The organism is Klebsiella sp. RIT-PI-d (genome assembly GCF_001187865.1).
In the GTDB taxonomy this organism is placed as follows: Bacteria; Pseudomonadota; Gammaproteobacteria; order Enterobacterales; family Enterobacteriaceae; genus Superficieibacter.
In genome coordinates this window covers 14787-27625 of record NZ_LGIT01000004.1, presented here as the reverse complement: position 1 = coordinate 27625, position 12839 = coordinate 14787, and the positions used below count along the sequence as shown (strand labels likewise).

Sequence of the window (12839 nt, the reverse complement as noted above, 5' to 3'; positions counted from 1 at the left end):
CGACTCTAGCGGGTGCCGTAAACGACGATAGTTTTACCGTGCGCGGAGATCAGGCTCTGATCTTCCAGCATTTTCAGGATACGTCCCACCGTTTCGCGAGAGCAGCCTACGATCTGGCCGATCTCCTGACGGGTGATTTTGATTTGCATACCGTCCGGGTGCGTCATGGCATCTGGCTGTTTAGCCAGGTTAAGCAGCGTCTGCGCAATACGGCCGGTCACGTCGAGGAAGGCGAGGTTGCCCACTTTTTCGGATGTCACCTGTAAACGACGCGCCATTTGTGAAGAAAGGCGCATCAGGATGTCCGGATTTACCTGGATCAGCTGACGGAATTTTTTGTAGGAGATTTCCGCAACTTCACAGGCGGTTTTTGCACGTACCCAGGCACTACGTTCCTGACCTTCTTCGAAAAGGCCCAGTTCACCGATAAAATCGCCCTGGTTGAGATAAGAAAGGATCATTTCTTTCCCTTCTTCATCCTTAATGAGCACTGCCACCGAGCCTTTGACGATGTAATACAGCGTCTCTGCTTTTTCACCCTGGTGAATTAGCGTGCTCTTTGATGGGTACTTATGAATGTGGCAATGAGACAAGAACCATTCGAGAGTCGGGTCTGTTTGTGGTTTGCCAAGCACCATGCGCGATTATCCTCTGTTATAAGCTATCTCCGGCGGCGAAAGGGTACTGCCTCCGGGTTGCAATCGTGTTTGTCCCTCAGCGAGGAAGTTGACTGTCGGTATGTTCCGCAGCCAAATCTAATTCCTTTGCATACATGCGTCAAAGTCAATGTATCACTGCGGTATCTGATCTGTTTTAACATAGCTTTTGCCGCCTGTCTCCTGGTGTCTCGCTTCAGCATGACGCAGGTCGTCTTCCGTTGCGAGAATTGTTATGTGCGCGTAATCTGTGGAGAAAATTTCAACGCTGGAGTGGATGTTATGCAAGCACGCGTCAAGTGGGTCGAGGGGTTAACGTTTTTAGGTGAGTCGGCTTCCGGGCATCAGGTGTTAATGGATGGTAACTCTGGTGATAAAGCGCCCAGCCCGATGGAAATGGTGCTGATGGCCGCAGGTGGATGTAGCGCGATCGATGTGGTGTCTATCCTGCAAAAAGGGCGTCAGGACGTCACAAATTGCGAGGTTAAACTGACCTCTGAGCGCCGGGAAGAAGCGCCGCGTCTGTTCACGCATATCAATTTGCATTTTATCGTCACGGGTAACGATCTGAAAGATGCGGCCGTCTCGCGCGCCGTCGATCTCTCTGCCGAGAAATATTGTTCTGTAGCGCTTATGCTGGGTAAAGCCGTCAATATCACCCATTCATACGAAGTGATTGCCGCATAATAATCTTGCCCGATAAGCCTTTGCTGTCGGGCACTTGCGCACCTTTTACTCAATTGTCTTACCTTCCATCAGACGCTGAACCAGCGGCAGCATGATCAGCTCCATTGCCAGGCCCATTTTCCCGCCCGGCACCACTAATGTATTAATGTGAGAAATAAACGAACCCTGAAGCATGGCCAGCAACCAGGGATAGTCGATCCCTTCCAGATTACGAAAGTGAATAACCACGAAACTTTCGTCCAGCGAGGGAATGCTTTTTGCCGCAAATGGGTTGGAGGTGTCGACGGTGGGTACGCGCTGGAAGTTAATATGGGTCCGGGAAAATTGGGGGGTAATAAAATTAATATAGTCATCCATTGAGCGAACCACGGAGTCCATGACGGCTTCGCGTGAATGGCCGCGCTCGCCGGTGTCGCGAATTAATTTTTGTATCCACTCCAGGTTCACAATCGGCACTACGCCAACCAGTAAATCGACATGACGCGCGACGTCATGCTGGGGGGTGACAACGCCGCCGTGCAAACCTTCGTAAAATAATACGTCGGTCGGCTCCGGCAGCGGTTGCCAGGGGGTAAACGTTCCTGGCACCTGATCCCACGGTACGGCTTCATCGTACGTATGCAAATATTTGCGCGCCTGACCGGTTCCCGACTGTCCATATTCAATAAATGTCTGCTCCAGCAGATTGAAGTCATTCGCCTCCGGGCCAAAATAGCTGATATGCCGTCCGGCATCCCGGGCTTTGCGAATGGCCATGTCCATTTCCGGGCGAGTATAGCGATGAAAGCTATCGCCTTCGACTTCCGCTGCATGCAGATTAAGCTGGGCAAAAATCTTGCGAAACGCGAGACTGGTCGTCGTGGTCCCCGCGCCGCTGGACCCTGTTACCGCAATCACTGGATGTTTGGCAGACATAGCAACTCCCTGAAGAATCAGTAAATTAGCCGCGGAACTGCGTGCGAGGCATGATATTGACCGTCTCATGCAGTTCTGACCACACCAGTACGGCTTCGCCTGTCTGGAGCTGGTGTTTAACGTCGGCGACTTTTTGCTCAAGTGAACGCTCATGTTCACCATAATCAGTACCTTCACGCAAGACAAAGCTTTCGATCAGGCTATAGAGAGTATCTGGGTCGAGATCCTGCCAGGGAATAATCACCTTAAGCTCCGAGGTATGTAGTTAGCCAGTCGGGTATGCGTTTTTCCAGCCACATTTCCGGATGTCGCAGCGTACCGCCCACGAATCCGACATGACCACCGTGTTCGGTGAGCTGATACTCGACCTGCGGCGGTAGCGTGCCTGGCTCAGGAATAACGTGATGATCCATAAACGGATCATCTTTAGCATGAATGATAAGCGTCGGTTTAGCTATCTGACTGAGCAACGGCATCGCGCTGCACTTACGATAATAGTCGATAGCGTCGGTAAAGCCGTGAATGCGCGCCGTAATTAAATCGTCAAACTCGCGCAAACGTCGTACCTGCTTTAATTGTGCCAGCTCGATTGGCAGAGTGCCGGGAAAGGCTTTCAGCTTGCGCGTTGCATTGCCCTTCAGCAGATTAAGCAAATAGCGCTGATACACCCGGGAGAAGCCTTTTTCCATATGATAACTACAGGCTTCCAGTACAAAAGGAGCAGAGACGATAGCGGCGGCATTCAGCGGTGCGTTATCGCCTTCTTTGGCCAGCAGGCAGGCGAGCATATTCCCCCCCAGCGAGTAGCCAACCGCCGCAGTGGGCGCATTGCCAAATTCGCGCTTCAGCCAGTGTAAAAACCAGGTACCGTCTTCAGTTTCACCTGAGTGATAAATGCGGTTAAGCCGATTCGGCTCGCCGCTACAGCCGCGAAAATGCATGACCACCCCAAGCCAGCCACGGGCTTTTGCAGCATGGATCAGACCATGTGCGTAAGGACTGTGCAGGCTGCCTTCAAGCCCGTGAAAAACCACCAGCCTGGGTTTATGCCTGGCCTGATGGGGATCTTCGCTCCACGCCAGATCGATAAAATCACCATCCGGCAGATCCAGGCGCTGCCAGACCGGCGTAAATTGAACCCGACGGCGCAGCAGGCGCGGCAGCATGGTTTGCAGATGGGGATTCCGCGCCCCGGGCATGGGGCGAAAAAAATGCGAATCGTGGTGCCCGACAGGCGATTGTTCAGATGAAATGTGAGCCATGACTGAGGATAAATTAAGAAAGTTGCGCCGTAATATAACCTGTAATCATGATTACAGTTTATTCATTTAAGGGGCGATTCCTTGCTCGGCCAGCAGATTACGCGAAAAAAGATGAATATCCACGCCGGGCTTGCGTCGCCATAGCCGGGCTTTACGCGCGCCGGTCGCGATGCTCTCGCCGGTTTCTTCCAGCATTCCCGATGCTTCAATACGCCGGATCAGACTTTTGCGCTGGATCGGTTGCCCAAGAATAATTTCTGTTGCCTCCTGGAGTTGCGCATGAGTAAAGACCTCAGGCAAGCAGTAAACCGGCAGCAACGAATATTTGGTTTTTTGACGCAGGCGATGCAGGGCAATCTGCACAATGTTGGCATGATCAAACGCCAGTGCATAATCAGTAAGCCGCTGCACCGGAAGCCATTTAGCTTCGCTGACGCTGTCGATATGCGGTGCGCAGTCCACCCACGATATCAGTGCAAACCAGCCGATCGTCAGACTCCAGCCGCGCGGATCGCGATCCGGGCCGGAAAACGTTTGCAGCTCCTCCAGCCAGGAAGGCGATACGCCGGTCTTTTCGGTAAGTTTGCGCAGCGCGGTATCGCGGGTAGAGCCATCGTGCTTCAGGTCAATGAAGCCGCCCGGCAGTCCCCAGCGTCCCTGATGTGGCTGACTGGCACGCTCTACCAGCAATACGCAAAGTTCGCCCTGATGTAGCGTAAACAGTACGCTATCCACAGTCACCAGCGGCGATGGAAAACGGCTGGCATCGTAGTTTTTCAGATATTCCGCTTCTGTCGTCATTAACTGTCGCCACTCTCAGTTACAGGGGACTCTAGTTTACCAGTCCGGCTGTGCACAAAAAACACGCTTTTTTTATTTTCAATATCAGCCAGTTATCGCTATTTTATGATTTTGGTTAAAAAATAGCTTGTACTATTTGTGTCTTAGAGACATTATTAAATTGTCTTAGGGACAATAACTGGCTGAGAGGGCAAAGAAATGGCAATGAGATTGCAGTTATTTATCGATAATCAGGACGTTGCTTTAACCACCGGCGTTTTTCCTGATGGCGCGGTCTGGCTGAAAGTCACGGGTGAATTGCCTGCCAGCGCCCATTTAATGCGTATTCGCGCCGCAGCCCTGTGCGACATGAATGATTTTATGTTGCTGGCTCAGTTAGTTGATGCTGTACGCCATACTACCGATGTTCTGGTTAGCCATCTTGAACTTCCCTGGCTGCCGTGGGCGCGTCAGGATCGCCATATGGTGGCCGGCGACAGCTTCGCATTGAAAGTTTTTGCCCGGCAACTCAATCTGCTCGGGTTCGATAAAGTCAAAGTGCTTGACCCGCACAGCGACGCGGCAGCGGCAGCCATCGACAATTTTATTACTGTCCCGCAAGACGCGTGCCTGCTGCACAGTCGGACGCTGGCACGTCAATTTCAGCAGCAGGCCCTGATGCTGGTCGCTCCCGATGCCGGTGCGCTGAAGAAAATTGATGCGGTGGCCAGAGCGGCAGGGACCGCCGACTATGCGGTATTAACCAAAAAACGCGATGTCGCGAGCGGCAATCTGACGGGTTTTGCACTGGTCTCCGGGGACGTAAAAGGACGGGATCTGCTGATTGTCGATGATTTATGCGATGCCGGCGGGACATTTATCGGCTCTGCCAGCGTTTTGCGCGAAGCAGGAGCACGCAGCGTTAGCCTGTACGTTACGCACGGTATCTTTTCTAAGGGGGTAGAAAATTTGCTTTCAAACGGCATAGATGCGCTTTATACCACGACCTCTTTGGCATCGCCTGCGCTGGCCCATCCGAATCTTGAACTGATTGATATTAACGATATCTACGCGGCTTAATGGAGAAAACATGATGAAAATGAACCCTATTCTGGCTATCGACGGCTATAAAGTGTCGCACCGTGTTCAGTATCCGCAGGGCACCACTAAAGTCTATTCCAACTTTACACCGCGTAGCGATCGTTTCTTTCAGTCTCCGCTTGCCGACGGCAAACTGGTGTTCTTCGGCTTACAGGGCTTTATGCAATGGTTTTTGGTCGATCTGTTTAATGACGCGTTTTTCGCCCGCCCGGAAGACGACGTGGTGAATGAATACAAGCAGATTATGGATAGCTATCTGGGACGCGATGCCGTTGCCGTCGACCATATCCGCACGCTGCACCGGACAGGCTACCTTCCGTTACACATCAAAGCGCTGGATGAAGGCAGCAAAGTGCCTATGAAAGTGCCGGTATTGACGATTACCAATACTCGCGAGGATGCGTTCTGGCTGGTTAACTACCTGGAGACAGTACTCTCTGCCGAGCTGTGGAAAGCCTCTACCAATGCCACCATCGCCCACCACTATCGTAAAATTTGTGCGACGTGGGCGGATAAGACCTGTAGCGATCTTTCGCATCTGGATTTTCAGTGCCACGATTTCTCTTTTCGCGGCATGGCAGGCTTACAGGACACCATGCAGGCAGGCGGTGGTCATCTGCTCAGTTTTAAAGGCACCGACAGTATTCCTTCTATTCTGTATGCGCGTGATTACTATACCGATGGCGAAGAATATTTTATCGGCGCCAGTATTCCGGCCACCGAACACAGCGTGATGTGTATGGGCCAGCATGAAGGCGAAATTGAAACGTTCCGTCGTTTAATTGTCGATCTTTACCCGCAGGGATTTGTGTCGATTGTTTCAGACACCTGGGATTACTGGCGCGTATTGACTGAATATACCCGGGAATTGAAAGCGTCGATTATGAACCGTGAAGGGCGTGTGGTATTTCGTCCGGACAGTGGCGATCCGGTCGACATTTTGTGCGGGACCGGAGCGGACGATGATACGCGCGCGGATCGTAGCCCGGAAGAGAAAGGATCCGTTGAAGTGCTGTGGGAGATTTTTGGCGGTACGGTAAATGACAAAGGATATAAAGTTCTCGATCCGCATGTCGGTTTAATTTATGGCGATTCAATTACTCTTGAGCGAGCCAATACGATCCTGCGTCGTCTGGAAGCGAAAGGCTTTGCCAGCTCGAATGTGGTATTTGGCATTGGTTCATTTACCTATCAGTACAACACCCGCGATACCTTCGGTTTTGCGATGAAAGCCACGTGGGGCCAGGTTAATGGCGAAGGGCGCACGATCTTCAAAGAGCCTAAAACTGATAACGGTATGAAACGCTCCGCCCGCGGTCTGCTCCGCGTTGAGCGCGATGCCCAGGGCGAACTGGTGCTTCACGATGAACAGACCTGGGCGCAGGAGCAGGAAGGCGAGCTTAAAACCCGTTTCCTGGATGGTAAACTTCTCAACCGCGAGCATTTCGAGCAAATCCGCCAGCGTCTTGCCGCGCAAGATTAACCCCCTGTCTGATATGCCGGGTGGCGGTTGCGCCTTGCCCGGCTGTTTAATCAGCAAGTTCATATTATTGTCATCTGCAATGACAATAATATGTTCCAGTAAATTCTTCTAAAGCGATCAAATTGATCCCCGTCAAACATCACTCACTATAATCATTACTCTCAGGCTAATGATTCTGTCCTCTGCTTAATTGATGCATTTCTCACCAACGTTCACACTCTCTACAGTGTTAAGCCAATCAAACTGATTAGCTGAATCAGGAGGTTAATAATGTTATCTGGACAAACGCCAGCACGAGTCTGGAACACGCGCCGCACCGAGAAACAGCGGCGTCTGGCTTCCGTACCGGTGCAGGGCAAGGTACTGCCGACCGCAGACCTGGCCGCCATGCTTGAAAAACTGATCGCACCGGGCGATCGCGTCGTACTCGAAGGTAACAACCAGAAGCAGGCTGATTTCTTATCCCGCATGCTGGCTGAGGTAAACCCTGACGTTGTGCACGATCTGCATATGATCATGCCGAGCGTTGGACGCAGTGAACACCTGGACATTTTTGAAAAAGGGATCGCCCGTAAGCTGGACTTCTCTTTCTCGGGTACGCAAAGCCTGCGTATTTCGCAGCTGCTGGAAGATGGCCAGCTGGAAATCGGTGCCATCCATACTTATATCGAATTGTATTCCCGCCTGTATGTTGACCTTTCGCCAAATGTTGCGCTGATTGCCGGTTTTAAAGCCGACCGCAAAGGTAACCTTTACACCGGAGCCAGTACCGAAGATACCCCGGCGCTGGTTGAAGCCGCCGCGTTCCATGACGGTATTGTTATTGCTCAGGTTAATGAACTGGTGGATGACGAATGCGATCTGCCGCGCGTCGATATTCCTGGCTCATGGATCGACTACGTCGTCGTTGCTGACAAGCCGTTCTTTATCGAGCCGCTGTTTACCCGCGATCCGCGCCTGATTAAACAAGAACATATTCTGATGGCGATGATGGCGATTAAAGGCATCTACGCGGAGCATCAGGTGCAGTCGCTGAACCACGGTATCGGTTTTAATACCGCTGCCATTGAGCTGCTGCTGCCGACCTACGGCGAACAGCTCGGTTTGAAAGGCAAAATCTGTAAACACTGGACGCTGAACCCGCATCCGACGCTGATCCCGGCAATTGAAAGCGGCTGGGTGGAAAGCGTGCACTGCTTCGGCGGCGAGCTGGGGATGGAAGAGTACATTCGCGCTCGTCCTGATGTGTTCTTTACCGGGGCTGATGGCTCCATGCGTTCTAACCGTGCGTTCTGCCAGCTGGCAGGCCAGTACGCGGTGGATATGTTTATCGGCTCCACATTACAGGTTGATGGTTACGCTAACTCTTCAACGGTAACGCGTGGTCGTCTCTCCGGCTTCGGCGGTGCGCCGAATATGGGTCACGATCCGCACGGTCGTCGCCATGCTACGCCTGCCTGGCTGAACATGATTACCGAGCCTGACCCACTGCAGCGGGGTAAAAAACTGGTTGTACAGATGGTGGAAACCTTCCAGGCCGGTGTTAAGCCTACCTTCGTAGAAAAACTCGATGCGGTCGACGTGGCTAAATCGTCCGGAATGCCGCTGGCACCGGTCATGATTTACGGCGATGACGTGACTCACGTGTTGACCGAAGAGGGTATTGCTTACCTTTATCGGGCCGAGAGTCTTGAAGAGCGCCGGGCGATGGTTGCGGCAGTGGCCGGGATCACCGATATCGGTCTGGGCGTTGATGCTAAACGCGTTGCCGCGCTGCGCCAGAGTGGAAAAGTGGTCTACCCGGAAGATATTGGCATTCGTCGTACCGATGCCACCCGTTCGCTGCTGGCGGCCGGGAGCGTCTCGGAACTGGTTGAATGGTCCGGCGGTCTCTACAACCCACCTGCAAAATTCCGGAGCTGGTAATGAAACGTCTGCCCCAGATTCAGGTTGAAGGCGGTGCGGAATGGCTGGCGCGAACCGCCACGCAGTGTCTGATTGACGAAGCACGATTAAGCCCGAAACCCGGTCTGGTGGACAGTCGGGGGAACGGCGCGCACCACGATCTCACGCTTGCACTGATGGAGCGTTCCGCGCATAGCCTGACCTCTACGTTTCAGGCGCTGGCGCAACAAAGCTGGCGACGTCCGGCGGATATTGCACTTAGACAAACCATAGGGCGACTTGGTCGCGCAGGCGAGCAGCAGATGATGGCCGCGACGCAAGGCGTAAATACCCACCGCGGCGCGATTTGGGCGCTGGGGCTGCTGGTGAGCGCCGTGGCGATGCACGGTGGCGTGGGTACCGCGCAACAGGTCGCCAGTACCGCTGCGGATCTGGCAAAACTGCCGGATGAGGCGGCACCGAAAGCCTTTAGTAAAGGGCTTCGCGCGACCCATCGTTATCGGGTACCCGGGGCGCGTGAAGAGGCGCAGCAGGCGTTTCCTCACGTAGTGCAGCGTGCGTTACCGCAGCTTCGTCAGAGTCGATTGAACGGCAGTAATGAAACGAATGCTCGTCTGGATGCGCTGATGGCCATCATGACCTCATTGACCGACACCTGCGTACTTTCTCGCGCCGGAATGGAGGGGCTTGATGCCATGCAGCTTGGCGCACGCGCCGTGTTGAAAGCGGGCGGAAGCGCGCATCCGGCAGGACAGCTGGCGCTGGCGATGTTAGACCGCCACATGCTGGCCCTTAACGCATCGCCAGGCGGTGCGGCAGATCTGCTTGCTGCCACCCTGTTTCTCGATCGTATCGAATCGCCCTATACACAAAGTAATTCGAGTTGCAGGAAGGCGGCAAGAGAGTGAATCCCCAGGAGCGTACATGAGTACGTGACTGGGGTGAACGAGCGTAGCCAACGCATCTGTAACTTGAAGTACAACGTGTATATTTAAAGCATTAAGAGGATGTTATGGAACATATTACGTTAACCGTACCGGCCAGCCGTACCTTACACGGTAAATCGCTGGCAGGCGTTGTTGGCTCCGGAGATATGGAGGTGTTATTCACCGCCGACCAGGGCCAGACGTTAACCATTGATATCACCACTTCTGTCGATAACAGCCGTAGCCGCTGGGAAGCGTTGTTCAGCCGTTTACAAACGGTCAGCACGCTGCCTGCAGGCAAACTAACGATCCACGATTTCGGCGCAACGCCCGGCGTGGCGCGCATCCGTATCGAACAGGTTTTTGAAGAGGTGAGCTATGCGTGACGATCGCAGTTTTATCGAATTAAAAGCGCGCCAGCGCGCACAAGCGTTGCTGGATGACGGCAGCTACCGCGAACTGCTCGACCCGTTCGAAGGCATCATGTCGCCGTGGCTGGGCGCACAGGGGATTGTTCCTCAGGCCGACGATGGCATGGTCGTGGCGAAAGGCACGATCAACGGTAAACCCGCTGTGGTCGTGGCGATTGAAGGCGCTTTCCAGGGCGGCAGTATGGGCGAAGTGTCCGGTGCCAAAATGGCAGCGGCGCTTGAACTGGCAGCAGAAGACAACCGCAACGGTATTCCGACGCAGGCGGTTTTATGTCTCGAAACCGGTGGCGTACGTTTACAAGAAGCTAACCTCGGTCTTGCGGCCATCGCTGATATTCACGCGGCCATTGTTGACCTGCGTCGTTACACGCCTGTAGTCGGGATCGTCGCCGGAACCGTAGGCTGCTTCGGCGGGATGTCTATTGCCGCCGCGCTGTGCAGCTATCTGATTGTGACCCGCGAAGCGCGTCTGGGTCTGAACGGTCCGCAGGTTATCGAACAGGAAGCCGGGATTGAAGAGTATGACTCCCGCGACCGTCCGTTTATCTGGAGCATGACCGGGGGTGAAGTGCGCTATCAAAGCGGGCTGGTGGATGCCTTAGTCGTCGACGGCATCAATGCGGTGAAAGAGGCCATGAATGACGCCATCGCAAAAGGCGTTCCGGCTAAACACCGTACCGATAACTATGACGATTATTTAACGCGTCTGACCCGCTTCGACACCCGCAATCAGGCCGATGCCGAACAAATCAAAACGCTTTTCGCCCGGGAGGTGAAATGATGAGCAACTCAACACATCGCGGCGAAGTATGGCTAAAAACGCTGGCGCCGAATGCAAAACGTCTGGAAGGTCTTTGCCCGTCAGTGCAGGCCGCTGATGGCGAACTGAATGGCGAAACCGTGCGTTTCATCGCCGTGGTTCCCGATGCCAATAACCATTTCCCGCGCGCCGCTGGCGGTGAAGTCGGTCTGCTCGAAGGCTGGACGCTGGCAAAAGTGGTTTCTGAAACCATCGCTGCTGATGCCGATAAAGCCGTCAAACGTCCGATTGTGGCGGTTATTGATGTACCAAGCCAGGCATACGGCCGTCGTGAAGAAGGTTTTGGGATCCATCAGGCGCTGGCGGGTGCCGCCGCCGCGTACGCTAATGCACGTCTGGCAGGGCATCCGGTCATCGGCCTTATCGTCGGTAAAGCGATGTCCGGTGCATTTCTGGCGCACGGTTATCAGGCCAACCGTCTGATCGCCTTTAACGACAAAGGCGTACTGATCCATGCGATGGGGAAAGAATCCGCCGCGCGTATCACGCTGCGCTCCGTAGAGTCACTGGAAAAACTGGCCGCGACGATCCCGCCGATGGCCTATGACATTGATAACTACGCCACGCTGGGGCTGCTTGCGGATCTGCTGGACATCACTAACCCGGATGCCCCGACTACAACCGATCTGGAGCAGGTGACCACCACGCTGCAACAGGCCATTAATGACGCGCGTCAGGACCCTACGCTTAAAAACCGTTTGGGTGCCGATAACCGTCGCAGCTCTGCTCTGGTACGTGAACGTATGCGAGCAAGCTGGTAAGTAAGCGAGACCTGCCGGATTGCCTGCCGTTGAGCAGGCAAGCGAAAAATAATAATCATCGCGCCAGTACTAAACACACATTCTTCTGCCGACTCAGGGAACGGTCGCCGGAAGAATGCCGTGATTTTTCTTTTAAACTACAGGTGATTTATGACTTACGTGATCGTTCATGCTCTTGCACCGATTTTCCTGATTATGCTGCTGGGGTTCTGGGCCGGAAAGGCCAAAATGGTAGACAACAAGAACGTTTCCCTGCTGAACATTTTTGTAATGGATTTTGCACTGCCAGCGGCGCTGTTCAGCGCCACGGTGCAAACGCCGTGGACGGGAATTGTGGCGCAGTCGCCGCTGGTTCTGGTACTGACGCTGGCCATGTGGATCACTTATGCCGCAATTTATTTCCTCGCCACCAGCGTATTTAAAAAATCGTCGCAGGATGCTGCGGTACTGACTTTGACGGTTGCGCTGCCAAACTATGCTGCGCTCGGTCTGCCGATTCTGGGTAGCGTGCTGGGTGAAGGTCCGTCTACGTCACTTTCTGTTGCCGTCTCAATTGCCTGCGGTTCCGTGCTGATGACGCCGTTCTGCCTGCTGATCCTCGAGCGCGAAAAAGCGCGTAGCGAGGGCGGCAATACCGGTTCTACGCTGTCAATGCTGCCGGTGCTGATGTGGCGTTCAATCAAGAAGCCGATCGTCATGGGGCCGCTGCTGGGGGTGATCCTTTCGGCTATCGGTATCAAGATGCCCGAGCTGTTACTGGCGGCAATTAAACCGCTGGGTCTGGCTGCCACGGCTGCAGCGCTGTTCCTGACCGGGGTTATCCTGTCTGCGCGTAAACTGAAAATCAACACTATGGTCATTACCTCGACCATTGCGAAGCTGCTGATCCAACCCGCGATTGCCTGGGGTCTGGTGCTGGCATTTGGTCTGCATGGTTCAGTGGCCATTACGGCAATTCTGATGATCGCGCTGTCTGCCGGTTTCTTCGGCGTGGTATTCGGTAACCGCTTTGGTGTGCAGTCGCCGGATGCAGAAGCCGTACTGCTGCTCAGTTCTGTATTGTGTATCCTGTCGCTGCCGCTGTTTATCTCGCTGACTTCAGGAATGTAATC

The 12839-nt window shown here is 53.8% G+C and carries 14 protein-coding genes; 9 read left to right on the top strand and 5 right to left on the bottom strand.

All coding sequences use genetic code 11. From position 1 onward, the window contains the following. Positions 1 to 5 precede the first annotated feature (5 nt). Entirely contained in the window at positions 6 to 638 is a 633-nt protein-coding gene (crp, locus tag AC791_RS03445; RefSeq protein WP_049839093.1) for a cAMP-activated global transcriptional regulator CRP, read from the bottom strand. Between the two features lie 300 nt (positions 639 to 938). Between crp and AC791_RS03440 the strand changes: the two genes are divergently transcribed. Further along, positions 939 to 1343: an OsmC family protein gene (locus AC791_RS03440; RefSeq protein WP_049839092.1), complete on the top strand. Its 405-nt coding sequence runs from the start codon at positions 939 to 941 to the stop codon at positions 1341 to 1343. Positions 1344 to 1388: 45 nt separating this feature from the next. Here AC791_RS03440 and AC791_RS03435 read toward each other — a convergent pair whose 3' ends face one another. From AC791_RS03435 to AC791_RS03420, 4 genes are all read right to left on the bottom strand, one after another. Further along, positions 1389 to 2258: a phosphoribulokinase gene (locus AC791_RS03435; RefSeq protein WP_049839091.1), complete on the bottom strand. Its 870-nt coding sequence runs from the start codon at positions 2256 to 2258 to the stop codon at positions 1389 to 1391. A gap of 25 nt (positions 2259 to 2283) precedes the next feature. Then, positions 2284 to 2502 carry a YheU family protein gene (locus AC791_RS03430; protein ID WP_049839090.1) on the bottom strand — a complete coding sequence of 73 codons (219 nt, stop codon included), beginning with the start codon at positions 2500 to 2502 and terminating at the stop codon, positions 2284 to 2286. 1 nt (position 2503) lies between these two features. Further along, positions 2504 to 3520: a hydrolase gene (locus AC791_RS03425; RefSeq protein ID WP_072094280.1), complete on the bottom strand. Its 1017-nt coding sequence runs from the start codon at positions 3518 to 3520 to the stop codon at positions 2504 to 2506. A gap of 66 nt (positions 3521 to 3586) precedes the next feature. Next, on the bottom strand, positions 3587 to 4321 hold the full coding sequence (locus tag AC791_RS03420; protein WP_049839088.1) for an NUDIX hydrolase: 735 nt from the start codon (positions 4319 to 4321) through the stop codon (positions 3587 to 3589). Positions 4322 to 4519: 198 nt separating this feature from the next. Between AC791_RS03420 and prs the strand changes: the two genes are divergently transcribed. From prs to AC791_RS03380, 8 genes are all read left to right on the top strand, one after another. Next, positions 4520 to 5380 (top strand): ribose-phosphate diphosphokinase, encoded by an 861-nt coding sequence (gene prs, locus AC791_RS03415; RefSeq protein ID WP_049839087.1) that lies wholly within the window; start codon positions 4520 to 4522, stop codon positions 5378 to 5380. Between the two features lie 13 nt (positions 5381 to 5393). After that, positions 5394 to 6884 carry a nicotinate phosphoribosyltransferase gene (locus AC791_RS03410; protein ID WP_049839469.1) on the top strand — a complete coding sequence of 497 codons (1491 nt, stop codon included), beginning with the start codon at positions 5394 to 5396 and terminating at the stop codon, positions 6882 to 6884. Positions 6885 to 7154: 270 nt separating this feature from the next. Next, positions 7155 to 8810: a malonate decarboxylase subunit alpha gene (gene mdcA, locus AC791_RS03405; RefSeq protein ID WP_049839086.1), complete on the top strand. Its 1656-nt coding sequence runs from the start codon at positions 7155 to 7157 to the stop codon at positions 8808 to 8810. Beyond that, entirely contained in the window at positions 8810 to 9697 is an 888-nt protein-coding gene (locus AC791_RS03400; protein ID WP_049839085.1) for a triphosphoribosyl-dephospho-CoA synthase, read from the top strand. Before mdcA ends, AC791_RS03400 begins: the two co-directional genes overlap by 1 nt. Before the next feature lie 104 nt (positions 9698 to 9801). Further along, positions 9802 to 10101, top strand: a complete 300-nt coding sequence (gene mdcC, locus AC791_RS03395) for a malonate decarboxylase acyl carrier protein (protein ID WP_049839084.1) — start codon at positions 9802 to 9804, stop codon at positions 10099 to 10101. Continuing rightward, positions 10094 to 10927 (top strand): biotin-independent malonate decarboxylase subunit beta, encoded by an 834-nt coding sequence (locus AC791_RS03390; protein ID WP_049839083.1) that lies wholly within the window; start codon positions 10094 to 10096, stop codon positions 10925 to 10927. Before mdcC ends, AC791_RS03390 begins: the two co-directional genes overlap by 8 nt. Further along, the gene (mdcE, locus tag AC791_RS03385) at positions 10927 to 11727 is read left to right on the top strand and encodes a biotin-independent malonate decarboxylase subunit gamma (protein WP_049839082.1); all 801 of its coding nucleotides are present in this window, start codon (positions 10927 to 10929) and stop codon (positions 11725 to 11727) included. The genes AC791_RS03390 and mdcE overlap by 1 nt, the downstream gene beginning before the upstream one ends. A gap of 150 nt (positions 11728 to 11877) precedes the next feature. Continuing rightward, positions 11878 to 12837, top strand: a complete 960-nt coding sequence (locus AC791_RS03380) for an AEC family transporter (protein WP_049839081.1) — start codon at positions 11878 to 11880, stop codon at positions 12835 to 12837. Positions 12838 to 12839: the final 2 nt, after the last annotated feature.

Excerpts from the sequence above, each read along its gene's own strand:
- crp (WP_049839093.1), bottom strand. The coding sequence starts at position 638 with ATGGTGCTTGGCAAACCACAAACAGACCCGACTCTCGAATGGTTCTTG.
- AC791_RS03440 (WP_049839092.1), top strand. The coding sequence starts at position 939 with ATGCAAGCACGCGTCAAGTGGGTCGAGGGGTTAACGTTTTTAGGTGAG.
- AC791_RS03435 (WP_049839091.1), bottom strand. The coding sequence starts at position 2,258 with ATGTCTGCCAAACATCCAGTGATTGCGGTAACAGGGTCCAGCGGCGCG.
- AC791_RS03425 (WP_072094280.1), bottom strand. The coding sequence starts at position 3,520 with ATGGCTCACATTTCATCTGAACAATCGCCTGTCGGGCACCACGATTCG.
- AC791_RS03420 (WP_049839088.1), bottom strand. The coding sequence starts at position 4,321 with ATGACGACAGAAGCGGAATATCTGAAAAACTACGATGCCAGCCGTTTT.
- prs (WP_049839087.1), top strand. The coding sequence starts at position 4,520 with ATGGCAATGAGATTGCAGTTATTTATCGATAATCAGGACGTTGCTTTA.
- AC791_RS03410 (WP_049839469.1), top strand. The coding sequence starts at position 5,394 with ATGAAAATGAACCCTATTCTGGCTATCGACGGCTATAAAGTGTCGCAC.
- mdcA (WP_049839086.1), top strand. The coding sequence starts at position 7,155 with ATGTTATCTGGACAAACGCCAGCACGAGTCTGGAACACGCGCCGCACC.
- AC791_RS03400 (WP_049839085.1), top strand. The coding sequence starts at position 8,810 with ATGAAACGTCTGCCCCAGATTCAGGTTGAAGGCGGTGCGGAATGGCTG.
- mdcC (WP_049839084.1), top strand. The coding sequence starts at position 9,802 with ATGGAACATATTACGTTAACCGTACCGGCCAGCCGTACCTTACACGGT.
- AC791_RS03390 (WP_049839083.1), top strand. The coding sequence starts at position 10,094 with ATGCGTGACGATCGCAGTTTTATCGAATTAAAAGCGCGCCAGCGCGCA.
- mdcE (WP_049839082.1), top strand. The coding sequence starts at position 10,927 with ATGAGCAACTCAACACATCGCGGCGAAGTATGGCTAAAAACGCTGGCG.
- AC791_RS03380 (WP_049839081.1), top strand. The coding sequence starts at position 11,878 with ATGACTTACGTGATCGTTCATGCTCTTGCACCGATTTTCCTGATTATG.